Source organism: Prevotella sp. SGI.167, assembly GCF_050313615.1.
Lineage (GTDB): Bacteria > Bacteroidota > Bacteroidia > Bacteroidales > Bacteroidaceae > Prevotella.
Map to the genome: position 1 here is coordinate 32,097 of NZ_JBNPLT010000003.1, position 24,492 is coordinate 56,588.

At 45.7% G+C, this 24,492-nt stretch carries 17 protein-coding genes; 5 read left to right on the plus strand and 12 right to left on the minus strand.

What is annotated here, in order from left to right:
• Positions 1–280: 280 nt before the first annotated feature.
• The 3 genes from pflB (at position 281) to pflA (ending at position 3,884) form a co-directional block, all read left to right on the plus strand.
• Positions 281–2,527, plus strand: coding sequence for a formate C-acetyltransferase (gene pflB, locus ACQRBJ_RS02425; RefSeq protein ID WP_445302835.1), 2,247 nt, complete (start codon positions 281–283; stop codon positions 2,525–2,527).
• Positions 2,528–2,687: 160 nt separating this feature from the next.
• Entirely contained in the window at positions 2,688–2,915 is a 228-nt protein-coding gene (locus ACQRBJ_RS02430; protein ID WP_294967957.1) for a DUF6722 family protein, read from the plus strand.
• A 237-nt stretch (positions 2,916–3,152) separates the two neighbouring features.
• The gene (gene pflA / locus ACQRBJ_RS02435) at positions 3,153–3,884 is read left to right on the plus strand and encodes a pyruvate formate-lyase-activating protein (RefSeq protein WP_294967959.1); all 732 of its coding nucleotides are present in this window, start codon (positions 3,153–3,155) and stop codon (positions 3,882–3,884) included.
• On the opposite strand, the gene ACQRBJ_RS02440 is transcribed toward pflA, so the two are convergent.
• The 8 genes from ACQRBJ_RS02440 to ACQRBJ_RS02475 all read right to left on the minus strand — a co-directional run bounded on the left by ACQRBJ_RS02440 (position 3,881) and on the right by ACQRBJ_RS02475 (position 16,388).
• On the minus strand, positions 3,881–4,264 hold the full coding sequence (locus ACQRBJ_RS02440) for a response regulator (RefSeq protein ID WP_295346848.1): 384 nt from the start codon (positions 4,262–4,264) through the stop codon (positions 3,881–3,883). The two genes, pflA and ACQRBJ_RS02440, sit on opposite strands and share 4 nt — an antisense overlap.
• A gap of 62 nt (positions 4,265–4,326) precedes the next feature.
• A complete protein-coding gene (locus tag ACQRBJ_RS02445) occupies positions 4,327–5,586 on the minus strand; it encodes a nucleotide sugar dehydrogenase (RefSeq protein ID WP_295346849.1) in 1,260 nt (419 codons plus the stop codon).
• Positions 5,587–5,627: 41 nt separating this feature from the next.
• Positions 5,628–6,944: a glycosyltransferase family 2 protein gene (locus ACQRBJ_RS02450; protein WP_294967965.1), complete on the minus strand. Its 1,317-nt coding sequence runs from the start codon at positions 6,942–6,944 to the stop codon at positions 5,628–5,630.
• Positions 6,945–6,977: 33 nt separating this feature from the next.
• Positions 6,978–8,585, minus strand: a complete 1,608-nt coding sequence (locus ACQRBJ_RS02455) for a hypothetical protein (protein WP_445302776.1) — start codon at positions 8,583–8,585, stop codon at positions 6,978–6,980.
• Positions 8,582–9,766: a multidrug transporter gene (locus ACQRBJ_RS02460; RefSeq protein WP_441936133.1), complete on the minus strand. Its 1,185-nt coding sequence runs from the start codon at positions 9,764–9,766 to the stop codon at positions 8,582–8,584. Before ACQRBJ_RS02460 ends, ACQRBJ_RS02455 begins: the two co-directional genes overlap by 4 nt.
• Positions 9,763–11,169, minus strand: a complete 1,407-nt coding sequence (locus tag ACQRBJ_RS02465; RefSeq protein ID WP_445302777.1) for a TolC family protein — start codon at positions 11,167–11,169, stop codon at positions 9,763–9,765. The genes ACQRBJ_RS02460 and ACQRBJ_RS02465 overlap by 4 nt, the downstream gene beginning before the upstream one ends.
• A gap of 124 nt (positions 11,170–11,293) precedes the next feature.
• Positions 11,294–13,810 carry a hypothetical protein gene (locus ACQRBJ_RS02470; protein ID WP_445302778.1) on the minus strand — a complete coding sequence of 839 codons (2,517 nt, stop codon included), beginning with the start codon at positions 13,808–13,810 and terminating at the stop codon, positions 11,294–11,296.
• A gap of 160 nt (positions 13,811–13,970) precedes the next feature.
• Positions 13,971–16,388, minus strand: coding sequence for a hypothetical protein (locus ACQRBJ_RS02475; protein WP_445302779.1), 2,418 nt, complete (start codon positions 16,386–16,388; stop codon positions 13,971–13,973).
• A gap of 623 nt (positions 16,389–17,011) precedes the next feature.
• Here ACQRBJ_RS02475 and ACQRBJ_RS02480 point away from each other — a divergent pair.
• Positions 17,012–17,878 (plus strand): GIN domain-containing protein, encoded by an 867-nt coding sequence (locus ACQRBJ_RS02480; protein WP_445302780.1) that lies wholly within the window; start codon positions 17,012–17,014, stop codon positions 17,876–17,878.
• Between the two features lie 284 nt (positions 17,879–18,162).
• Here the strand turns inward: ACQRBJ_RS02480 and ACQRBJ_RS02485 are convergent, their stop codons facing one another.
• The 4 genes from ACQRBJ_RS02485 to pyrB form a co-directional block, all read right to left on the minus strand.
• Positions 18,163–18,960 carry a DUF5020 family protein gene (locus tag ACQRBJ_RS02485; RefSeq protein ID WP_294967980.1) on the minus strand — a complete coding sequence of 266 codons (798 nt, stop codon included), beginning with the start codon at positions 18,958–18,960 and terminating at the stop codon, positions 18,163–18,165.
• A gap of 100 nt (positions 18,961–19,060) precedes the next feature.
• Complete coding sequence (gene glyA, locus ACQRBJ_RS02490) at positions 19,061–20,341, minus strand: serine hydroxymethyltransferase (RefSeq protein ID WP_445302781.1); 1,281 nt, start codon at positions 20,339–20,341, stop codon at positions 19,061–19,063.
• Positions 20,342–20,471: 130 nt separating this feature from the next.
• On the minus strand, positions 20,472–20,936 hold the full coding sequence (pyrI, locus tag ACQRBJ_RS02495; RefSeq protein ID WP_295346884.1) for an aspartate carbamoyltransferase regulatory subunit: 465 nt from the start codon (positions 20,934–20,936) through the stop codon (positions 20,472–20,474).
• 30 nt (positions 20,937–20,966) lie between these two features.
• Entirely contained in the window at positions 20,967–21,914 is a 948-nt protein-coding gene (gene pyrB, locus ACQRBJ_RS02500; protein ID WP_153122139.1) for an aspartate carbamoyltransferase, read from the minus strand.
• A 116-nt stretch (positions 21,915–22,030) separates the two neighbouring features.
• On the opposite strand from pyrB, the gene ACQRBJ_RS02505 reads away from it, so the two are divergent.
• Positions 22,031–24,355 (plus strand): transglycosylase domain-containing protein, encoded by a 2,325-nt coding sequence (locus ACQRBJ_RS02505; protein ID WP_445302782.1) that lies wholly within the window; start codon positions 22,031–22,033, stop codon positions 24,353–24,355.
• The last annotated feature ends 137 nt before the right edge of the window (positions 24,356–24,492 follow it).

Sequence of the window (24,492 nt, forward strand, 5' to 3'; positions counted from 1 at the left end):
CTCATTTTTCCCAGTCATTTGAATGAACATTTGTTACTTTTGCACATTCAATATCTTTTGTGCAAAAAAAACTGTACTCATAAATGATGATTTTAGGGTATAGAGAAGAAAATCTTTGTGATTTCTGCTTGGATATCGTTTTTTTGTAGTACCTTTGCATCGAAATTATCGATAGCAGGATTTTATATAATATATAAAGGTATAAGGATTCAGCTGATAACAGGAAACAGTGTGTACAAAATATATAATTAATTATTAACTTATTAAGGATATCAAAATGATGAAAACAGAATGGAGAGGTTTCAAGGGAAACCAGTGGCAGAGTGAAGTGAATCTTCGTGACTTCGTTCAGAACAACTACACTAGCTACGACGGCGATGAGTCGTTCCTGGCAGAACCTACTCAGGCTACCAATACCCTTTGGGGTATGTTGAAGGAGCTCCAGAAGGAAGAGCGTGCCAAGGGTGGTGTGCTCGATATGGAGACCGAGGTGGTTTCAGGATTGACAGCTTATGGTGCTGCTTACATCGGCGAGGGTACTAAGGAGTTGGAGAAGGTGGTTGGTCTGCAGACCGACAAGCCTTTGAAGCGTGCCTTCATGCCATACGGTGGTATCAAGATGGCAGAGCAGGCTTGTACTACATACGGCTACCAGCCATCAGAGAAGCTGCACGAGATTTTCCACAAGTATTGCAAAACTCATAATGACGGCGTGTTTGATGCTTATACTCCTGAGATGAAACTCGTGCGCCATAACCACATTCTTACTGGTCTGCCTGATACATACGGTCGTGGCCGTATCGTGGGTGACTACCGTCGTGTTGCTCTTTATGGTATCGATTTCCTTATCAAGGAGAAGCAGAACGACCTCGCTAACATGGGCGACCGTGAGATGATCGACGACGTTATCCGTCTTCGTGAAGAGGTTGCTATGCAGATCAAGGCGCTCAAGGGCTTGAAGGAGATGGCTCAGTTGTATGGTTACGACATCTCTCAGCCTGCAAAGAACGCTCGTGAGGCTGTTCAGTGGTTGTACTTCGGTTACCTCGGAGCAGTGAAGACTCAGAATGGTGCTGCGATGTCTGTAGGTCGTATCTCTACCTTCCTCGATATCTATATCCAGCGCGACTTGAACGAGGGTACTCTTACTGAGGATGAGGCTCAGGAGCTCATCGACCACTTGGTCATGAAGTTCCGTATGGTGAAGTTCGCCCGTATCCCTTCTTACAACGAGCTCTTCACTGGTGACCCTGTATGGGCTACTCTCGAAGTAGGTGGTATGGGTCAGGATGGCCGCTCAATGGTTACCAAGAACGACTTCCGTTTCCTCCACACATTGGAGAACATGGGTCCTTCACCAGAGCCAAACTTGACCGTACTCTATAGCTCTCGCTTGCCAAAGGCATTCAAGCACTACGCTTCTCTGATTTCTGTCAAGACAAGCTCTATCCAGTATGAGAACGACGATGTAATGCGCCCAGTTTGGGGTGACGACTATAGCATCTGCTGCTGTGTATCTGCTACACAGACAGGTAAGGAGATGCAGTTCTTCGGAGCCCGTGCCAACTTGGCTAAGTGCTTGACCTACGCTGTTTCTGGCGGTGTTGACTCAAAGACACGCGAGCAGTGCGGTCCTAAGTATCGCGCCGTAGAGGGTGATGTATTGACATACGAGGAGTTCATGCCACGTTTCATGGATATGATGGACTGGTTGGCTGGCGTTTATGTGAAGACATTGAACCTCATCCACTACATGCACGACAAGTACTTCTACGAGGCAGCAGAGTTGGCGCTCATCGACACAGATGTTCGTCGTACTTTCGCTACAGGTATCGCGGGTTTCAGCCACGTAGTTGACTCTATCTCTGCTATCAAGTATGCCAAGGTTAACATCATCCGTGATGAGACCGGTTTCCCTCTCAGCTTCAAGACCGAGGGCGACTTCCCACGTTATGGTAACGATGATGAGCGTGCTGATGAGATTGCAGTATGGTTGCTCAAGACCTTCATGAACATGATCAAGAAGCACCACACATACCGCAATTCAGAGCCTACTACATCTATCCTGACTATCACATCAAATGTCGTATATGGTAAGTACACCAGCAACATGCCTGATGGTCGTCCAGCCGGTGCTCCTTTGGCTCCAGGCGCCAACCCATCTTACGGTGCAGAGAAGAACGGTCTTTTGGCTTCATTGAACTCTGTAGCTAAGTTGCCATACGAGTATGCCCTCGATGGTATCTCTAATACTCAGACCATCAGTCCAGGTGCTCTCGGTCACAACGATGAGGAGCGTGCCCAGACATTGGTAGGTGTATTGGATGGCTACTTCAACCAGGGGTCTCACCACCTGAACGTGAACGTATTCGGTATCGACAAGCTCAAGGATGCGATGGAGCACCCAGAGAAGGAAGAATACCAGAACTTCACCATCCGTGTAAGTGGTTACGCTGTTAAGTTCATCGACTTGACACGCGAGCAGCAGCTCGACGTAATCGCTCGTCAGGCTCACGAGAGACTCTAAGGAAGTGAAGAATGAAGAGGGAAGATTGAAGAATCCTCTTCTCTCTTCGTAACATATAGATTGCCCGCTAGATTTTCTTTCCGAGGATATTTAGCGGGCAATTTAGCTTATTTAACTGCAAAATAGAGCTTTGTATTGAATATTTTGCTATCTTTGCAGTATGAAATTGAATATAGAACAAAAAACAACTCTTTGGAGTGAAGGAGGAAAGTTTTGCCTGGATTTAGCCAAACTGATATTTGGTGGTATCATCTTGGCAAGTATTATGAAAAAGGATATAGATACAGGGAAACTTTTAGTATTTGGTGCTCTAATAACAATGTTTCTAGCTGTATGTGGATTCTTTTTAATATTAATGTCTAAAGATAAAAATAAGAAAGGAAAATAAATATGGAACTATTGGTATTTATGGGATTTTTTGCTTTGCTTGCAGGTGGGTTTACCCTATGGGCATATATTGATTATCGTAAAATGCAGGCTTAAGTGGGCTTCTTGTTTTTAATCATTTCTAAAAAGATAAAATAATTATGGATTTAGTTGATTTTTTGGGTGTCGTCACTGCTCTTATAGTCGTTCCTGGGCTTGCTTTTATTCTTTGGGATAATTACCAAGAGAGGAAAGCTGCATGAAAGGTTTTGTTCACAGCATAGAGAGCTTTGGTTCTGTTGATGGACCAGGCATCAGATTTTTGATCTTTCTGCAGGGTTGTCCCATGCGCTGCCAGTTCTGCCACAATCCGGATTCCTGGAAGACGGGGGTAGGAGAAGAGTGGACTGCCGATGACCTGCTGGACAAGGCAGAGCGATTCAAGAGTTATTGGGGAGATAATGGAGGAATTACCGTGAGCGGTGGCGAGGCATTGATGCAGATAGACTTTCTCATCGAACTCTTCGAGAAAGCCCATCAGCGTGGCATCAATACCTGTCTTGATACCTCGGCTCAACCCTTTCATAGAGAAGGGAAAAACTTCGAGAAATTTGAGCGTCTGATGACCGTCACTGATACTGTTCTTCTTGATATCAAGCATATCAATGATGAAGAGCATCGTAAACTCACGCTTCATTCCAATAAGAATATACTGGATTGTGCCCGCTATCTGAGCGAGATCCACAAGCCGGTATGGATTCGTCACGTCCTCATTCCAGGTATCACCGACAAGGATGAATACCTGGAAGAATTGCGCGACTTCCTCTCTACGCTCTCTAATATAGAGCGTATTGATGTATTGCCTTATCATACGATGGGCATCTACAAGTATGAAAAATTGGGTATACCTTACCCGTTGTCAGGGATAGAACCTCCTACAAGTGACCGTGTGGCTCATGCCAACGACATCTTGCAGAAGGCTATATCTTAATTTCTGCTGAGATTCCTGAGATGAGATTCTATTGAACTGGTGAGTCGGGCTTTGATCACCGGTTTGGTGATATAGTCGTTGACTCCCAGTTCATAGCATTCATCGATGTTGTCCTTGTTGTTTAACAGGGAGACAACGATGATGACCATCTCGTTCTTACTATATTTTTTTCTGACGTGATCTATCACGTCCCATCCATTCACACGAGGCATCATCAAGTCTAGCAAGATGATGTCTGGTGTGCATGAATCAATGATGTCGATGGCTTCCTGACCACCTTCTGCAATTTTCACATCCAGATCAAAATCCTTGATCATTTCTCCGAGAGTCTGGATATTCTCAGGGATATCGTCAACGATCAGCACTTTATATTTGTTCATAATCATTTACTTTTTCTTTGGATTTTCTTTTATTGTACAGTTAGGTCTTGGACGTCGCTGCTCTAAGCTTTTCTTGCCTTGTGTACTCCGTATATGTCGCACATGAAGCCTTTGGCTGAGAGCAACTTGTTCATATTGATGTTATCGAATATCTTGTGATGTGTACCTATCACCACGATATCGTAGACTTTATCCAGTACTTTAGCGTCATCCTCTACATGGATGCCGTATTCATTCTTCACTTCCTCTTTGTCTACCAGCGGGTCGTAAAGGGTAGTTTTGTATCCTGTTCCCACCAGGTTGATGTAGAGGTCAGCCACCTTGGTGTTTCTGATGTCATCGCTGTCAGGCTTGAACGAGAAGCCCAGGATGAGCACCTTGGTCTCTGGAGCCTTGAACTTTCTGAAGTCGCATGCACTCTTGATCTTGCCTGCCATCCAGACCGCCATCTGCTCGTTCACTTCGCGTGCCGTAGAGAGGAGCGAAGGAACCACGTCCACCTCCTGTGCCTTGTTGATGAGATAGTACGGATCTACAGCGATACAGTGACCGCCAACAAGTCCTGGGATAGCAGGAACGAAGTTCCATTTTGTGCTGGCTGCTTCCGTCACATCCTTGATGCTGATGTTCATCTTGTCGAAGATTTTTTCCATCTCGTTGAAGAATGCTATCTGAACATCTCGCTGGCAGTTCTCCATCAGCTTGCAGGCTTCGGCTATTTTGATGCTCTTCGCCTTGTGAGTGCCATGTGTGAGAACCGAGCTGTAGAGGTTGTCGATGATTTCTGCCGCTTCGGGTGTAGAACCACTGGTCACCTTTACGATGTTCTCTATGGTGTGGACGGTATCTCCCGGGTTGATTCTTTCAGGTGAGAAACCTACGAAGAAGTTATCGTTCAGCTTGAGTCCCGATGTTGATGCCAGCAACGGAGCGCATACTTCTTCTGTCAGTCCGGGATAGACTGTTGATTCATATACCACGATGTCTCCCGGTTTCAGGATTTTGCCTACTGCTGTAGTTGCATTTCTGACACAGCTGATATCAGGTTTGTTCGACTTGTTTACCGGTGTCGGTACAGCTATGATGTATACATTGCAGCCTTTCAAGTCGCTGATGTCACAGGTCAGCTTTAGTCCCCTTTCGAGAGCTTTAGAAAGCATTCTGTCTTCCGCTCCCTGTTTCCTGGCTAATTTAGCTACCTTGGCAGCATTGATGTCGTAACCCCAAGTATCGTATTTCTTTGAGAATAAGCATGCAAGCGGTGTACCTACATAGCCTAGTCCAATCACGCCTATCTTAAACTCAAAAGATTTGTTATTCATATACTATATATATTAAATTTGTATTATTGTTTATTCATTCTTTACATTCCCTCCAGCTGAGCGTATCGGGAAGTTTTCTCCGGATTCCATGCATCGGCATACGAGCGATGGAAGAAGAGTTCCTGCAGATGGGCTGAAAGTCGTGCGATACGCAGGAAGTAACCTGTATACGGCGACATCAGCGGCAAGAATCGGTAGAGGAACATTTCCTCTTTTCTTCTCTCTGTCACCATCATCACCAGCAGGAAGGCGAATTGGGAGAAGCATACTCGGATGAAGTAGCCCAGCGCCAATATCTCTACGATGTGGTTATTGAAGGTGATGGCGAGTTTCACGATATACCACAACCACAGGAAGTTGAGGAAGCAGTCGTACGTTACGCTCTCCATGTTGGAGATCCAGTTCAATATAGACCAGTTCTTGGTTGGCAGCAGGATGTCGCGGTGTTTGCGCAAGCGGAATCTTACGAGCGAACGCGACCATCTGATACGCTGGTGATACAGTTTATACCATTGCGTCGGCACGTTGGTCATGCAGATGGCATCTTCTGCGAATTTCACCTTGTATCCTGCCTTTCTTATCTTTTGTGTGAGGTCACCATCCAGTCCTGGTCCGATGTCCCAGAATCCTACCTCTTTCAGTGTTGCTCTATCAAAGGCGCCGAAGGCACCCGATATGATGTGGTAGATGCCCAGCTCGCTCGTCACGATTCGTCCCACCTGTATGCGTTTCAGGTATTCGAACGCCTGCAGCGATGAGCAGATAGTGTCCTTGTTGTTGCGTACCTTCACGCATCCGCCCACACCCTTTACCATACCGTCGATGTAGAAGGGGAGGAGAATCTTCTCCAGCGCATCACGGTCCAGTGATGAGTCGGCATCCAGGCAGACGATGTATTTTCCTTTAGCCATCTGTGCACCATAGTTGCTTGCCGCAGCCTTACCTCCTCGGTCTTCCAGTCTCAGATAATGGGTGATGTAACCAGCCCGATAGAGGTCGGTGCATATCAGTTTGGTGTAGTCATCGCTGCCGTCGTCTACCACTATGATTTCATAGTTTCTGTAGGTCTGTTCGGCGAGCGAGTTCACCATCTTGAATATATGGCTTCCCTCATTCTTTCCCGGTACGAGTATCGAAACGAGCGGATTCTCTCTGTAGAGATAGAATCTTGCCACTTCCTTTTCCTTTTCTATCTTGTTCTTATTGGTCAGTCGGTTGAATATTACCAGATATTCCAGCAGGTAATATCTCGGCATCTCAATGAAGAACAGAAACCAGTAGGTACTCAGGATGCTGCTCAGTGAGAGTGTACTCAACCAGTCCATGAAGTGGTTCAGAGTTTCTACGATTTCAAACATACCTGCTCATCTCCTTTCTTTACTAGTTGTTTCTTATCTCAATATCGTGAGCGCCAGCACGGCTAGCAGTATCAGTATACCGGCAATGGTAATCAGCACGGCTACCAGCTGCTTGTATAGCTTGACGCGCTTCATGATCTTGTCGCTCTCATCTTCCTTAGGCTTTATTTCCAGTGGGGTCTCTGTGGTCTTGTTTTCTTCTTCGGTCATTTTTTCCTCCGAATAACCGCAGTAGTCGTCTGGAGTCAGCTCTACGTAGTTCATCTTGTTGAAGAATTCCTCGTAGTTGCCGGTCACCTCCTTGGTCTTGGTATCGAGAACGCAGCATATCAGCTCGTCCGGTTCTATTTTGTCGGCCACCTTTCTGATAGCCTTTGACATCTGCTTGCTCAGTTCATGCTGTGCATCCTCTACGGTAATGTCGCTGAATACGGAATACGTGATGTAGAAGATGTTGTTGTTGTACGACACCTTGTGGTTGGAGAAGAGGCGGCAGAAGCTGGCTTGCAGACTGTCCTTAATCTTCACCGTGTCCTGTTCGGCATTCAGTATCCATATCTTTCCTACCAGTACTGATACCTGTTCCTTGCGGAAGGTCTCTATCAGGAGTCGGCGCAGGCGGTTTACCAGCAGCTGATAATCCATGAAGTTGTCATAGAGGTTGGTCATGTTGTTGAATATGAGGCTGTCCTGTGTCAGGGCGCGCACACCTTCCTCTGTTATCTCATAGTCTTCTACGTCTCGTGGCACCAGTGCATTCACCGGGAAGGTACTCTCGCAGTAGCAGCAGGTAGCCTTGGTCAGTGGCGTTGTGAACGAGTTCTCACAGTCGTTGCAGGTATATACCACTGCAGGTCGGTCATAGTCTACACCGATGTGGCGCAGTTTCTTATGACATTTCGGACAGATCAGCACACCGCCTACGTTGTACGTATTCTCCGGTGAGACGTTGGCGCAGCTGAAGTGGTGGATGATGTTCTGAATCTTCAGGTTGGAACTTCCACACTTCGGGCAGCACTCTGTATACAACAGGTGCGAGTGGTTGCACTTCGGGCAGAGGTGTTCCTTGATGAGGAAGCGGTGCATCTTGAGTACACCATATTCCACCATTGTATCCTTGAACATGAACATCTCGTTGAGATGGAACAGACCCATACTGTGATAGTGCTCAAAAATAGGGTTGATGTATCCCAGCGATGATTTCTCCAGAAGTCGGTGTCCCATGATTCTCTGGTCGCGTGATAGGAGATATCGCAGAATGTTGGCAAAGAGCTGGTTCGGCTGTGTAGGTCTTGCAGTTTCCTGCTTGATGCCGTACTTCTTTTTTGCCATCTTGATTCGGTCGATAATCTCGTAAACTTTCTCATTGCTCATGTCGCTGACGTATGCGTCTACGATATAGTCAGTGATCTGTTCCTTTCCCGATACCGCCGTATTGACGAATAACGGCTTATAGCTACATTTATACGATAGGATAGGACTGGCTCCAAACAGGATTGCATGGAACGCACGTTCACTCGTCGTATTGATGTATATGCAGTCGAAGTAGTCAGACTGGATATCTGGTGTTGAGTCGATATCGATGTAGGTATCGATGGTCAGCACCATGTCTCCTCTTTTGTTTCTTCTTAGTCCAATCATTTCTTCACGTTGTCTTTGTTTTGGTCAGGTGTGACGAGCTTTGAACTTCTCATCACATTTTGATTCTTCTCCACTGGGATGGTATACATCGGCAGTGGCTTAGGGTCTAACATCGCACTGATCTTGTTCACCCTGATTCTCACCGGCAGTTTGTTGCTCATCACCCAAGCCGGCACTTGCTGGTTGGGTTTGAAGGTGAATACTGCCACTACGGCATTTGCATCGTGCGAGAAGTTGCTCTGCAGGTGCTTTGGAATTTCCTCCACTCTCAGACCCACCATCTGCAGCTTAGCCTTCAGTACCAGGTCCTTGTTCACGATGACGTCAGCATCGTCAGGACTTTCCATATACTTGATTTTCTCACTAGGCACGTATGTGATGATGCCCAGGTGGCATGCTGCATAGTCGGTATGCTGGATGGTGAGCACTTCATCGCTCTTGAACACCAGTGTCTTGTCGCTCACGTTCACCTTTGTGACGTAGGCATCGGCAGGCGCACAGCAGTAGTGTATCAGACCGTGGTTGTAGATGCTGGAATTGCTGGAGTATGGCATGTCAGCACCCGCCATGCCTGCACCTCTTCTGCTCATGAAGTTATAGGTGGTGTTCTTGGCTTGTGAGTAGATGGTCACCTTGTTCATCTGCTTTCTTATTTCTTCCTCCACCTCGGCAATCTCAGCATCCAGCTGGTTGCGCTTGGTATTGTTGGTCAGTCCGTAGTAGATGTCCGAGCTTTCCGAAGCTTTCTGTTTCTTCAGTTCAGCCAGTCGGGTGCGCAGTACCGGAATCTCTTCTCTAGCCAGTTTTGCCTGTACCTCCATATCGTGGGTTTCCTTTACCGCCGACGGAATGATGTTGGGGTCGTATTGGGTTACGATATTTCCCAGCAGTACGTAAGAGTAGAGCGTATCACCTTTGTGTACTATTTCTCCCACCTCCTTGTTTACCTTCAGAATGTAGATGTCGTCAACCGCACAGATATGGTTTTCATCGAGTGTTACATATCCGTCATAGATGGCCCAGATCATTCGGGTAACGATATAGTATGCTGTCAGTACGATGATGAGGAGGAAGATCAGCGCGAATATAATCTGCTGTCTAGCCAAGCGGTGGCTTTGCGATTTCAGCAAGTCGGCCATCGCCTGTTCCTGTGGCGTGCTGTCATATTGAAACTCATTCATAGTTCGATCTCGTTGAATATATTGTTGTTGTTATAGATGCTTACTGCCTTCTCTATATTGATGATGGCGAGTCCGCGGTTCAACATCAGCTTGTACATTCTTTCCATGCTTTCCAGGAGTCCGGTATATTCTTCCATTCTCATCAGGTAGTTGTACCCGTTTTTCTGGTTTTTATATGCGAACCGTCGCATGTCGATGTATTTTCCTGTCTGCTGTATGTGGTAAGCCTCAGTGGCTATAGCCTGGTTGAGGTTTTCTATCTTTTTCAGCAGGATTTTTACCGACTGTCTGATTTCCTTCACGTCGGTGCTTCTGCTGTTCATGATAATCTCTTTCTGTGTCTCCAGTGCCTTTCTCTTTCTTGGGTTTTCGTTGTAGATTGGCACGGTGAATCTGATTCCTACATCACCATTGTGCGAGAACTTGTCGTTGCTCTGCCAGTAGGTTGACCATCTGGCGAATGGGGTGAGTCGGGTAGTGCTGAGATAGTTGTTCAGCTTGCTTTCGTTGTTGGCTATCTCCAGCTTTGTCATTACGATTCTTGCATCCAGGCTTTCCTTGTCTACGTGTTCCCAGAGGGCTGTGGTGTCTACCACCACGCGGGTAGGCTTGATGCGGTAAATCGGTTTGTTGGTGATGTCTCTGTCGGAGCAGAGGATGGAGATGTCGTATTCCGCCTCCAGCTTGTCGTTCATCACCTTGAGCATCTTGTCGTTGCTTATTCGGTCTTTCTCCAGCATATACTGGTAAGCCTCGTTCATGATGTCGAGGTTGTCCAGCTTGTGTGCTATGACGGTACCGATATAGAAGTTATATTGTTCGGTCAGCTCATCTGCTGCCTTTTCATAGATGTCTGCAGTCTGTCTCTTTTTGTCTTGTAGACGTGAGAGTTCGTTAGCTAGGGCCACTTTGTTTCTCTTTTCCTTTCCCTGGTAGAACTTGCTGTTGATGATGTTCCATCCCAGTTCGGCCTGTACTTTGGCTTTGTACTTGGAGACCTGTTCTGCATCGTCGTTGTCGGCATCGAAGTATGCGTCTGGTCTGGCGTATATCTGACCGGTTACTTCCAGTCCGTTATGTCTGTTGATAGCCAACTGTTCGTATGCAGTTTTAGCCCAGTATAATGAGTCAGTGGTTTTAATGTCAGCAGTATGTTGTTTGTTGAGTCCCAGTTCGATGACTGGTGATTTCACCCAGATTGGGTTATTGATGAGTGTGTCGAGTTGTGCAAAGCGTTGGTTGAAGTGTCTCAATACGTTTTCGTTCTTCAGATTTTCGTAGACGAGCATTTTAGGGCTGAAACTCTTCTGCTGTTTTTTGCCTTGAGTTTGTGCCCATCCTTGCTGTCCTCCGATCATCGTCAGAAGAACCGTTGTTGTATATAGTATAAATTTACGCTTCATCTTTTTTCTTATTTAAACACGATGAATGCAGCTGCAAGCTGTTGCAGCTGCATTCACTATGTTCTTAGTTTATTAAAATATCTATATCAATCTGTATGCTAGTTTTTTATGCTAGCTTTTAAGATTAATTTTCTACGAGTTGATAAACTTGCAATCTCTTCTGTCCGTATGCTACATAGATGTAACCATTGTAAACAGTGATATAGTTGGCAGACTTGCCTTCTTCTCTATGAGCAATGGTTTCAGGACTTCCTGATTCAAGAGTACCAGCTTTGAGAACAACGACACCGTATGAACCATATGCAATGTATACCTTGCCGTCGTCACCAACGAAGCAACCGTTAGCATAAGCCTTATAGGAACCGTTCTTACCCTGCTTGCTATCCTTGATGATAGGATTTGGCATCTGGTAGTGTCCGAGTTCAGCTCCTGTATTCAGGTCGTAGCAGTAGAGACCTGCAGCACCGAGGCAAGCATAAATCTTACCGTTCTTCACAGCGATAGTATTTTTACCGTAGTGAGGTAAAATGGCAGGTGTTGTGATTGTAACATCCGGTGTAGATTTCATACTTGCCGATATGTCTCTCACTTCTATCTGAGCATTAATCCATTCCTTGGCTGCTTCTGCAGGGTCCTTGGATGGATTGTATTGTGCTTGTTCTGTGAATACCAATGTAACAACCTTACCGTCTCCAATAGCAACATGCTTTGCTTTACCAGGTTTTTCTACAGTCTCAATTTCATTTAATGTTGCAGGATCGTATGTTGTGTATCCCTTTGTTGTTGCAACGATAAAACGGTTAGAGTTGCTGTCGTATACGATGCAGTTTTCATCTGTTCCCTTTTCTTTTGCATTCAGAGGAAGAATATTCAGCGGTTTGATTTCCTTCTTTTCTCCTTCTTCAGTTACGATAGTTTTTGGATCTGCATTTAGCAATCCACTACTTGTGATATCAATGTAGCCTAATGCACCGGCTTTCTTGTAGTGACTACCAACTGCGTATACTTGTTTTGCATTATTTGCATTGTATATCATCAAGTGGTTCCAGTCTAACATACCTTCACTGTCGTAAATGTACTGAAGCAGTTTCACTTCGTTGTTAGCATCAACTGGGTCGAAAACTTCCAAACAAGAACCATGTCCGTCACCACGAGTATGATATGACATATACATCTTTCCTTCGAAAGGCTGAACACATGTTGCAGAAATATCATGTGTATGATCAGGCTCAATCACGCTGATTGGTACAATAGGTGATGGTTTTGGAGTTGGAGTAGGGGTTGGATCTGGTTCTGGATCAGGATCTTTTCCTGGGTTCCAGCCTGTCTGTCCATTACACTCTGTCTTGCTGATGATTACATCAGAGATATTGTCAGTCTGGTCAATTCTGTAAATATGAGTTCCTGGGAAGAACGGAATGATTTCCGTTGTTAAATCCTGCTGATAGAATTTACCGTCAAGAACAATCTTCGATGTTGCTGATGGAGTTCTGAACATGAAACAGTCAAATTTCATTGTTCCATTCTCTGTTGGAGCTCCTGTATTGAAAGCAAATTTCTTGGCTTTGATGACAGCTACTGCGTTGTCGCCTTCAATGAGTGAACCGGCATTTGAAACATTATTGTTTATGTTCCAGTCATCACTTGCGTTGTTGTCTGTATATGTGTTACATTCAATCAGACTTTGGTCTTTCAGAATAAACTTGCAGCCTGAACTCTGAATGATATCTCCTGCCTTCAAATAGGATATATGGAGTTCAGATCCACTATTAACATTTACAGTTCCTGCAACTTTGGTTGCGCAACTGCTATATAGTTTAGCATCTGAGTTGAGTTCTAAAGAACCGCAGGTGAATGTTCCATCCACATTCATGATACCTTTGGGACCATTCCATGTGCTACCATTTAAGATAAACTTACTATTTCCCAAGTTACAATTTCCTTTTACATTAAGACACATGCCGCTATTCGTCAGCTCCTTAGCTGTAAGATTACCTCCAACATAGCAACTACCTTCAATGTTTAACTTATCTCCAGGGAAGTTTAAGTCGCTATCAGTTAAGTATGTACCTTTAATGGTGAATTGGTTATTTGTAGCCTCCAGCGTTCCATAATTGTAAACAGTAGCGTTGCCGTTGAGTAATTCTTGGTTGTTTGTCTTCCATTTTCCTCCTTTCAAGATATATATCTTGGTTTTCTCATCGGCATTCATTCCGTTCTGGATGAATGTTCCTGCCACATAGAGTGTCACGCCAGAGTATGGATGGTTGCATTCTACTGTTTCGCCTGCTGGTACATAATATGTTCCTGCAGGTAAATCCCAACCCGTATAGTCTTTCAGATTCTTGGCATCAGCAGGAATCGAAGCTGGTGCCTCTGGCATGCTGAGAATATTTGTAAAATATGATGAGTTGCTTTCATCTATAGTTCTAGACTTAGTTGCAATTTTGCTCTTGTAATTAAAAACACGGCTAGCCAATTCCTGGGCATTCGTGTTTTGCATCAAGTCGCTTCCTATAATCTTGGAATTCATGCTGGCGATAGGCACATTTGTAGTACCATCGCTATTGCTATCACTACAAGATGCGAGAAGCAATGCTGCAAAGCTGAATGTTGCAAGTTTGATATTTAATGCTTTCATTTTAGCTTTCTTTTAAATGTTATTTATTGATTGATATTTAGCGGATAACCTTAAAGTTAGCTTTAGCTGGCTTTTTTGATTTGCTAGTTAAGCTGTGAATAAGGTTTGCTCTCCCTCACTCCATCGTGAGAGTGGGGGAGAACAAGAGTGTCTTATTATTTTATTTAGCTGTCAGCTTGAATACCTGGATACGGCTCTGACCGTATGCTACATAGATATTCTCGCCATCAACTGCTACATAGTTGGCTGACTTACCGTTAGGAGCCTTGCGGTGGCAGATTTCGATACCTTTATCCTTGTCAAGAACAACGAGACCATAGCTACCGCATGCCAAATATACGTAGTTGGCATCAACTGCGATACCGTTGGCACGACCCTTCACCTGACCTACATGAGTAGCAGAGCTAGAGAAGGTAGGGCACTTGTAGTAGGTCTGATTTACAGAACCATCAGAAGAAACCTTAGCTACACCATTGTCACCCTTGCAGACGTAGATGTCACCGTTTGTATCTACTGCAACAACAGCCTTGGTTCCCTTAGGATAAACTTCGCCAACAGCGTATGTTGTACCATCAGTCATTTGGGCGTCATTGTATACTGTCAAATTACCTTTCTCTTCCAAAGCATAGAGCTTGTTACCTGATGTAACAACGTGCTTACCAACAGTTTCTTTAACAGGGTTAGTATAGCTATTGTCCTTGTCAAATACAAAGAATCCGTTGGTTGTAGCCAAAACATGATCTTCTCCGAATGTAGCTACGCAGTTGGCATCGTAACCCTTGGTTGCTTTGTCAATAGAGTAGGCTTTCAAATTAGTACCTAAGTTACTTCCATTCAACTCAACAATACCCATGATAGCACCTGTTTCTGCATCGCTGTTGCTTGCATCTTTCTTTTGGTTGCTTCCTGCGAGATAGAGCTTACTGCCGTTAACAATCAAGTGGTTGTAGTCGCAGTTTGCTGCAGCCTTACTGTCTTCAAGGGTCAATTTGTTGCCGCTCAAGCTAGCTACTTCAATGTTGCCACCTACTGCCTTGTCGCCATAAGTATGATATGAAACATAGAGTTTGCCGTTAGCAGGCTGGATACATGTTGCAGACTCACCGTCCTTAGGATCTTCTGAAGAAGCAATCAGGTCGAGCTTCTGGCTAGCAACTAACAGTGATGCATCACCCTTCCATTCATAACCATAGTTTCTGTTGTTCTCATCCTTGTATTCAACCAAGTTGTTCTGAGTTGTCTTGTCATAGTCGAGGTATGTTGCCTGGATAGAAAGACCCTCGAATGAACTCAACTCAGTAGAGCCATTGAAACTCTTGGTGAACTGGAACAGGAATGAAGCGTTTTGACCGCTTGTCAGGAAAGAGAGAATTCTGTCCTCGCCGTTGTTGACGAACTTGTCTGCCTTGATGACTGCAACAGCATTGTCATCTGCCAACTCAACCTGTCCCTGGTTGCTGTTGTCTGTTACAAGGTTATTGACGTTCATGACATTCTTGTTGCCTAAGAGAATGTGGCAATTTCCATTCAAGTTCAGAGTTGCATTGCCAGGGATGGTTTTGCCGTTCTCGTCTTTCTGCTGTGAACCATCAGTATTCTTAGGGTTGTTTGTAACGTTGATGTAGTTAGCAGAAATATTTGCACCGCCATTTACATTCATTGTGCCTTCTACCTTGATGGCAGAGTTTGCACCTGCAACCAAATAACCATCTACGTTGAGGTTCTGAGCCTTCAGGAAACCCTCGATGCCCAAGTCACCCTTGATGTTGACTGTGCCATTATTAAAGACATTAGCAGTGGTGTAAATATTTGCACCCTTCTCTATGTTCAACTCTGTAGCACGGATAGAACCTATGATGTGAGCTACTGCTGTAGGACCGAAAGTAATCTTCTGTGTAGGAGTGATAGACTTTTTCTTTTCTTCAGCTGTAGTTTCGGCAATGGCTCCAAGACCAGTTGACAAATCCGTACCAGTTGTAGAGGTACCTCTGAAGTCTGCGTAGAAATTTCCGTAGATTTTGATGTCTTCTCCTGTAGCAACAAAATTATTCTTTGGACTTGTGCAATAAACTGTGTTGCCAGCTGGTATCATATCGCCATTACCTGTATACTTCAGTGTTGCGCTATTCTGCAATACGATGGTAGTGTTAGTCATGCTTGTAGTCTCATCATACTCTAAAGTAGAACCACTGTGGATGAAGATAGTAGCACCGTCAATGGTCTTGCCTGCAAAATTAAGAGTCTTCTTGCCGGCAATGAGATAGTTGCTATTTGTGAGGTCGGCAGCGTTGTTGAGCTGCTTTGTGTTTTCCTCAGTAGGAGCTTGTCCTGCTTGTGGGAAATTAGTTACACCGTTAGCTCTTGTTCCGAAGAACTTTCTAGCCTTAGCTGTACTGTTCTTGTAGTTTACAACACGGCTGTTGTCAATCTGCTGTGATGTGAGCATAATTGTAGTGATGTCAGCAGGCTTGAGGGCCGGTGCTTCTGGAGTGGCAGGATCCGAAGAGCTGTCGCTACATGATGCGAAAACGAATGCTGCCAAACCTATAGCAGCAAGTTTAGAATTGAATACTTTCATATCTATTTAAGTTTAAATTGTAATTTCTTACTTTATGATTCTTTTTGTTCAATTAATCTTTATCATTTTGCTTAAATTCTTTATCATTTTGCCTAAAATCTTTTACTAAATTTGCCTAGCAAAGTTATTTTTGCTTACTTTTAGGAGTTAACTAGTTAGCTCTTCGGGCTTTAGCCATCAATTAGACGGTGCAAATATAGTGTAATTATTTCAAACGAAGCAGATTTTTCTGTTAAAGATGTTTAATATTGGCAAAGTTTAATAAACGGATAGCTGTTCGTATGGCTGTGAGCGATAATAATGGTTGCTCTACGCCAATCTGTTCTAAAACTCTATCGCAAAGATACGGCTTTATTCCCAAACCTGCAAGCTTTTTCCGGGATTTTTTAAAGAATAGATTTGGAATAAGGCTTACGTAAGGTTTGTTTAAGCCAAACGTAACAGTTAAATGAGCCTTAAACCAACTCCGTTTAAGGCTTAAATGAAACCGGAAAGAGGCTTCTTTAAAATTGAATTAGGGCTTTTTTGAAGTCTGGGGAATTATTTTTGAAATTTCCTGCAACCTTTTGCTCCTTTCTTTCGTCTAAATGCCAGAAATACGAACAATTTAAAATAGAAGGATTATGAAAAGTATTGGTTTGAGGGTAGCTGGTGCCGCAATGTTCTTGGCTGCTGCCGGGCTTACTGCCTGCAGCTTTGATTCGACGGGTTCTACCGTGAAGGGAGAGTTGAGTTACGTGCAGGATGACTTGCGCCAGAAGCCTTTTAAGGCGATTGATGTGGAGGCTGTGGCTGACGTCTATTATACCCAGAATGATGGCGATAAATGCGATGTCCGACTGGACTACTCTGCCATCAAGGACGCAAAGTTCCTGCAGCAGATGAAGGAGAAACTAAAGGTGGTGTATCGCAACGACGAGGTGCTTATCGGATACAACGGCAGACTGACCGTGCCTGCGTCCTGCAACTCTGAAAACAAGCGACTGAAGATTTATATCACCAGTCCAGACCTGTTGAAGGTGACACAGGAGGGTACGGGATGCTTCCATGCCAAGACCATCAACAGCGACCGTTTCGCCATTGATAACGAAGGCGTAGGCTCTGTCTATATCGGAAAGATTCTTGCCAACAAGGTGACTGTAGCCAACGAGGGTGTAGGCTCCGTGAATATCGATGACGTGGCTGGAGATAACATGACGGTTGATAATGAAGGCGTAGGCTCTGTGAAGATCACGAACGTTTCCATGGGAAGTCTGAAGGTGGACAACGAGGGCGTAGGCTCTGTGAACCTGGGATTCTTCAAGGGCGGCAGCCTGAATATCCTGAACGAAGGTGTAGGAAGCGTGAAAGCCAAGGTTGATTGCCAGTCTGTCAAAGCAACATCAGAAGGAGTAGGCGGAATCAATCTGAGTGGCGTCACCCGTCAATACAGCAAGAAGAAAGACGGAGTTGGAGGAATTTCGGATAACGGACTGACGGTAAGAAAATAACGTAAGTTGTTGAAAATCAAAATAAAAAACGGAAGAGGAAAATGCCGAAGCCAAATTGCGAAAATTTGAGCAATTCGGCTTCGGCTAAACCCTCTTATTTTTTTCTATTTTTTCTTTTATTTATTTTCTTTTTTCTCTTTTCTTCTTGCTACTTCTTCTTGTCGCTTTTTTCTTTTCTTTTTTTCTTGTTTTCTTTTTTTCTTCTCACAAGAATACCGAATTTACGGTATTTAACATTTGAAAAGCATCAGAAGCGCCCTCGGAAAAGGTTCAAAAGAGAACGGTTAGAAGTCCCATTTTACACCGAGGCAAGGACGGACCATCCAGCCGGCATTGCTGCCGAAGTTGTGGCTGATCTCTACCTCGCTGCCTACGCTGAGGTTCTCGCAGCCGAAGTGCTGGCCAACGTTGTACCAGAGCTGTGGCTCTGTGGTGAAGACGGTGTGCTCAGGAGTGAAGGCTACGTTGCCGTCCTTGTCAAACTTCAGGTCGCCATCCTTGTCCTTGAACGAACTGTGGGTCTCCCACCAGTAATCAGCGAAACCGCTAAAGTTCAAACCCTTTAATCCAAAGATGTCCTTGCATCCCCATACAGCAGTAAGCTGCATTGGCACATTCTGGTCGGTCTTGCGGATAGTCTTGTAGAGTGCCTGGAACGTCAAGGTGTTCTTGAAACTCTTGTCATGCATGAAATACTCCACACCGAAGAGCCAGGCATTGTTGATAGGGTAGTCCTTGTAGATACCGCCGTTGTACTCTACGTGGAGGCTCAGATTCTTCAACTTCGTGTTCTGCCAGAAGTTGAGGGCGCGCGAGATCTCGGTATAGGTTCCACCCTGTGACATGTTGTGCTCGTACTTCTTGCCTGTATCAGTGTTTGTCATCTGATCGAGGTTGAAGTCGTGGTCTACAAAGAAATAAGTGTTACCCCATTTGTCCTGCTTGAACATTTCGAGGGTGAGGGTAACAAACTTGCGGTCACTGCCGAAATCATAGAAGACTTGGGCATTGGTCTGTGCTAAAGTTTTGCTCGCAGGGAGCAACGCAAGTGCCATGAGCAGTAGGCTTTTCATCTTTTTCATAAATCTTTTCTTTTCTTAATTATTTATTTAGTGAAACAAAAAACTGCGGACGGTAAGCCCGCAGTTTGTAATAATAACATCTTTATTTTGTAAATATCTTTTAGTATGCGAACAAAGGATAGTCCTTCATGGTCTCATTCACCTTCTCACGAACGCGTGCGATCACCTTCTTGTCCTCAGGAGTATTCAACACTTCCTCGATGAGTTCAGCTATGAGGTGCATCATGTCTTCCTTGGCGCCACGGGTTGTCATGGCTGCTGTACCAAGGCGGATACCTGATGTCTGGAAAGCAGAACGACTGTCGAATGGAACCATGTTCTTGTTGACTGTAATGTCGGCTGCAACGAGCGCATTCTCAGCTACTTTACCTGTAAGGTCTGGATATTTACTTCGGAGGTCAACGAGCATGGAATGGTTGTCTGTACCACCGCTCACGATGCTGAATCCACGGCCGATGAGGTCATCAGCAAGAACAGCTGCGTTCTTCTTCACCTGAGCAGCATACTCCTTCCATGAAGGCTGCAGGTTCTCGTTGAAGGCAACAGCCTTGGCAGCGATGACGTGCTCCAAAGGACCGCCCTGCTGACCAGGGAATACGGCAGAATTCAAGATCATGCTCATCTTCTTGACCTCGCCCTTCTTGGTAGTCAATCCCCATGGATTGTCAAAATCCTTGCCCATGAGGATGATACCGCCACGAGGACCACGGAGAGTCTTGTGGGTAGTAGAAGTAACGATGTGGGCATACTTCAATGGGTTGTCCAGCAGACCAGCTGCAATCAGACCAGCAGGGTGAGCCATATCAATCATGAGGAGCGCACCTACCTCGTCGGCAATCTTGCGCATACGTGCATAATCCCACTCACGGCTGTAGGCACTACCACCACCGATAATCAGCTTAGGCTTGTTCTCCAGCGCCAGCTTCTCCATCTCGTCGTAGTCCACGCGACCGGTCTCCTTGTTGAGGTTGTAACCGATAGGGTGGTAGAGGATACCGGAAGTATTGACGAGGCTACCATGAGAAAGGTGACCACCGTGATCGAGGTTCAGGCCCATAAAAGTATCGCCAGGCTTCAATACTGCGAGCAATACAGCTGCGTTAGCCTGTGCGCCAGAGTGAGGCTGTACATTAGCGTACTCAGCACCAAAGAGTTTCTTGACGCGTTCGATAGCCAGGTTCTCAACAATATCCACCACTTGGCAGCCACCGTAGTAGCGCTTTCCTGGCAGACCTTCTGCATACTTGTTAGTAAGGTAAGAACCCATAGCGTTCATCACCTCGTCACTCACGAAATTCTCAGAAGCAATCAGCTCCATACCTTTCAGCTGACGCTGATGTTCTCTTTCGATTAAGTCGAAAATCTCTTGATCTTTTACCATTCTCTTTACTTTTTATGGTTGATGTTTAATGAAATCGGGTACAAAAATAAGCAATATCTCTCAAACTACCAAATAAATCGTAATATTTTGAGTGATATTGCTTACTTTTTGTTATTTTATTGCCTTTAAATTACTTGCAAAGCTCTACTGTGCCCAGTTGCTGCTCCTTGTCGCAGTAGTGGCAACGCACGATGCCGAGCACCTTGTCTACGGTGTGGAAGAGGGTCTGCATAGGCTCGTTGTTGGTGATGCACTTAGGGTTGTTGCACTTCACGATGCCCTTCAGCGTATCCGGAGTCTCTACGGTCTTCTTCTCTACGATTTCGTAGTCCTTGATGATACTCAGTCCGATGTTAGGAGCCACCACGGAGAGACGGTTGATTTCTTCGTCGGTGAAATACTTGTTGGCAACCTTGATGATGCCCTTCTTGCCAATCTTCTTGGATGGCAGGTTGTAGCCGATAGTAACAGGAGTGTCCATCTTTTCCAACTGGAGCAGATTCACTACCTGATAGGTCTTTTCAGCTGGTATATGGTCGATTACGGTACCGTTCTCGATAGCCGCAACCACTAATTGACTTTTATTGTTTCCCATAATTATTAATTGTTAATTATTAATTATCAATTACTCAATAATGGTCTTATCGTTCTTTACGTCCTCAAGCGAGATGCCGAGGCAGTGGCAGAAGATAGCCTCACGTGCATAGAGACCGTTCTGAGCCTGCTGGATATAGTATGCATGTGGATCATCATCCACATCGTATGCAATCTCGTTCACACGTGGCAGCGGGTGCATGATCTTCATGTTCTCCTTTGCCTTGCAGAGCATGTCGCGCTTCAGGATGTATACGTTCTTCACGCGCTCATATTCCATGAGGTCGGAAAAGCGCTCCTTCTGAACACGGGTCATGTAGAGAATGTCGGCATCGGCAATCACGTCCTCGTTGAAGTCTTCATGCTCCACGTACTTGATGTTATGCTCCTTGCAGTAGAGTTTATACTCCTCAGGCATAGCAAGTTCCTTAGGTGCGATGAAGTGGAAGGTAGGATTGAAATGGCGCATGGCAGTGATAAGTGAGTGAACGGTGCGGCCATACTTGAGGTCACCCACGAGATAGATGTTCAAGTTCTCCAAGGTACCTTGGGTCTTGTAGATAGAGTAGAGGTCGAGCAGGCACTGTGAAGGATGCATGTGTGCACCGTCGCCTGCATTGACGATAGGCACAGGAGCCACCTCGCTTGCATACTGTGCGGCACCCTCGATGAAATGGCGCATGGCAATCACGTCAGCGTAATTGCTTACCATGAGGATGGTGTCTTTGAGCGTTTCGCCCTTGGTGGTGCTGGAAGTCTTGGCATCGGAGAAACCGATGACGCGAGCGCCAAGGCGATTGGCTGCTGTTTGGAAACTGAGCTGTGTACGAGTAGAAGGCTCGAAGAAAAGGGTCGCTACAACCTTTCCCTTCAACAGCTCCCTGTTAGGATGCTTTTCAAACTCCTGTGCCATCTCCAAGAGATAGGTAATCTTCTCTTTAGAGAGGTCTGCAATCGTTACAAAATTATGTTTTTCCATTTGTTTTTGATTGTAATGTTCTAAAATCGCCCCCAAAGTTACAAATAATTTTCGATTTATGTGCGAAAAGTCAAAACTTTTATGTAATTTTGCACAAAATAAATGAAGAAATAGAGATGAGAAAACATTTTATCTATACATTATGGGGCATTTTTGCCACCTTTGTCGTGTCGGCTATGCTGGCCTTCTTTGCCATCTGGAACGGATGGATCGGTTACATGCCGGACATCGAGGACCTGCAGAATCCTATCAGCAGATTCGCCACTCAGGTGTATTCGGCAGACGGAAAGGTGCTGGGTACATGGAACCTGAACAAGGAGAACCGTATCGTGATACCTTACAAGAAGATGTCACCTTATTTAATAAAGGCGCTGGTGGCTACCGAGGATGCCCGTTTCTATGAGCATTCGGGTATCGACTACCGTGCCCTGGGACGTGCCATCATCAAGCGTGGAATCCTGGGACAAACCAATGCCGGCGGTGGCAGTACCATTACCCAGCAGCTTGCCAAGCAGCTCTATTCCGAGAAGGCAGGGAGTACGCTGGAGCGATTGCTGCAGAAACCGATAGAGTGGGTGATTGCCATCAGGCTGGAGCGATACTATACCAAGCAGGAGATTATCGCCCTCTATCTCAACTACTTCGATTTCCTGCATAATGCCGTGGGTATCAAGACGGCGGCTAATACCTATTTTAATAAGGAGCCGAAGGACCTGACGCTCTGCGAGGCGGCTACCCTGATAGGACTGTGCAAGAACCCGTCGCTCTTCAATCCGGTACGCTATCCGGACCGTGCACGCGACAGACGCAATGTGGTGCTCGCTCAGATGGTGAAGGCAGGTTATCTCAGCCGGGGTGAGTATAGCCGGTATGCTGCCGACCCGCTGACGCTGAACTTCCACCGTACAGACCATAAGGACGGTACTGCCACTTATCTGCGTGAATACCTGCGCCATTACATGATGGCAAAGCGTCCGGAACGTGGCAATTATCCATCCTGGAACTATGCGCAGTTCGTGACCGATTCCATCCTGTGGAACACCGATCCGCTCTACGGATGGTGCAACAAGAACTATAAGAAAGACGGTTCGCCATACAATGTATACAGTGACGGTCTGAAGGTGTTCACTACCATCGACAGCCGCATGCAGCGATATGCCGAAGAGGCTGTATATCAGCACGTGGCACGCTATCTGCAGCCTATCTTCAGCAAGGAGACTGCACGCAAGCCAAGTTCGCCATACAGCGACAAGCTGACGCCTAAGCAGATCAAGGTAATCCTGAACCGCAGCATTACGCAGAGCGAGCGCTATCAGACGATGAAGGCAGCAGGATGTTCTGAACAGGAGATTCATGATGCCTTCCGCAAGAAGATAGATATGACCGTGTTCACCTATCATGGTGACGTGGATACGCTGATGAGTCCATTGGATTCCATCCGCTATTACAAGACCTACCTGCGCAGCGGATTCATGAGTATGGATCCGAAGACAGGTGCCGTGAAGGCATACGTGGGAGGACTGGACTATTCTCACTTCATGTACGACATGGTGAGTCTGGGACGCCGACAGGTAGGTTCTACCATCAAGCCTTTCCTCTACAGTCTGGCGATGGAAAACGGCTTCTCGCCATGCGATCTGGCTCCAAACCGCCAGCATACCTATATGGTAGCCGGAAGGCCTTGGACGCCACGTAACGCCAACCATTCGCGCTATGGACAGATGGTGACGCTGAAGTGGGGATTGCAGCAGAGTAACAACTGGATCAGTGCTTATCTGATGAGTAAGCTGAATCCGCAGCAGTTTGTTCAGATGCTGCGCGATTTCGGTATCAACAGTCCTGATATCCATGCCTCTATGAGCTTGTGTCTGGGTCCTTGTGAGGTGAGTGTGAGCGAGATGGTAAGTGCCTATACGGCCTTTGCCAACCACGGCATCCGTACGTCTCCGATGTTCGTGAGCCGCATTGAGGACAATGAGGGCAATACCTTAGCCACCTTCCAGCCACGCATGAACGAGGTGATTGGTGCGGAGAACGCCATGAAGATGCTCACCATGCTGATGGGAGTAGTGGATGGCGGTACGGCTGGAAGACTGCGCTACCGCTATAACCTGGAAGGACAGATTGGTGCCAAGACGGGTACCACCAACAATAACAGTGACGGATGGTTTATCGGATTCACTCCGCAGCTGGTCAGCGGCTGCTGGGTAGGCGGTGAAGAGCGTGATATCCACTTCGATTCGATGAGTATGGGACAGGGAGCCACCATGGCGCTTCCTATCTGGGCGATATTCATGAAGAAGGTTTATGCCGATCCGACGCTGGGCATCAGACCGGACGTAAAATTTGATTTACCAGACGGTTATAATCCATGCTATAAGCCGAAATCTGACCAGGATGATTTCGAGCAGGTAGACGGCATCGATGAGGTGTTTGAGTAGGCATTCGCCATTTTTGCATAGTTTTACTTTTAAATTGTGCAAAAATGGCGAATGTTTTTTGCTTATATGCGTTTTTTTTTGTATTTTTGCAAAGTTTTAGGGCTATTATGACTGATAAGGCTATGCCGGTGGTCGGG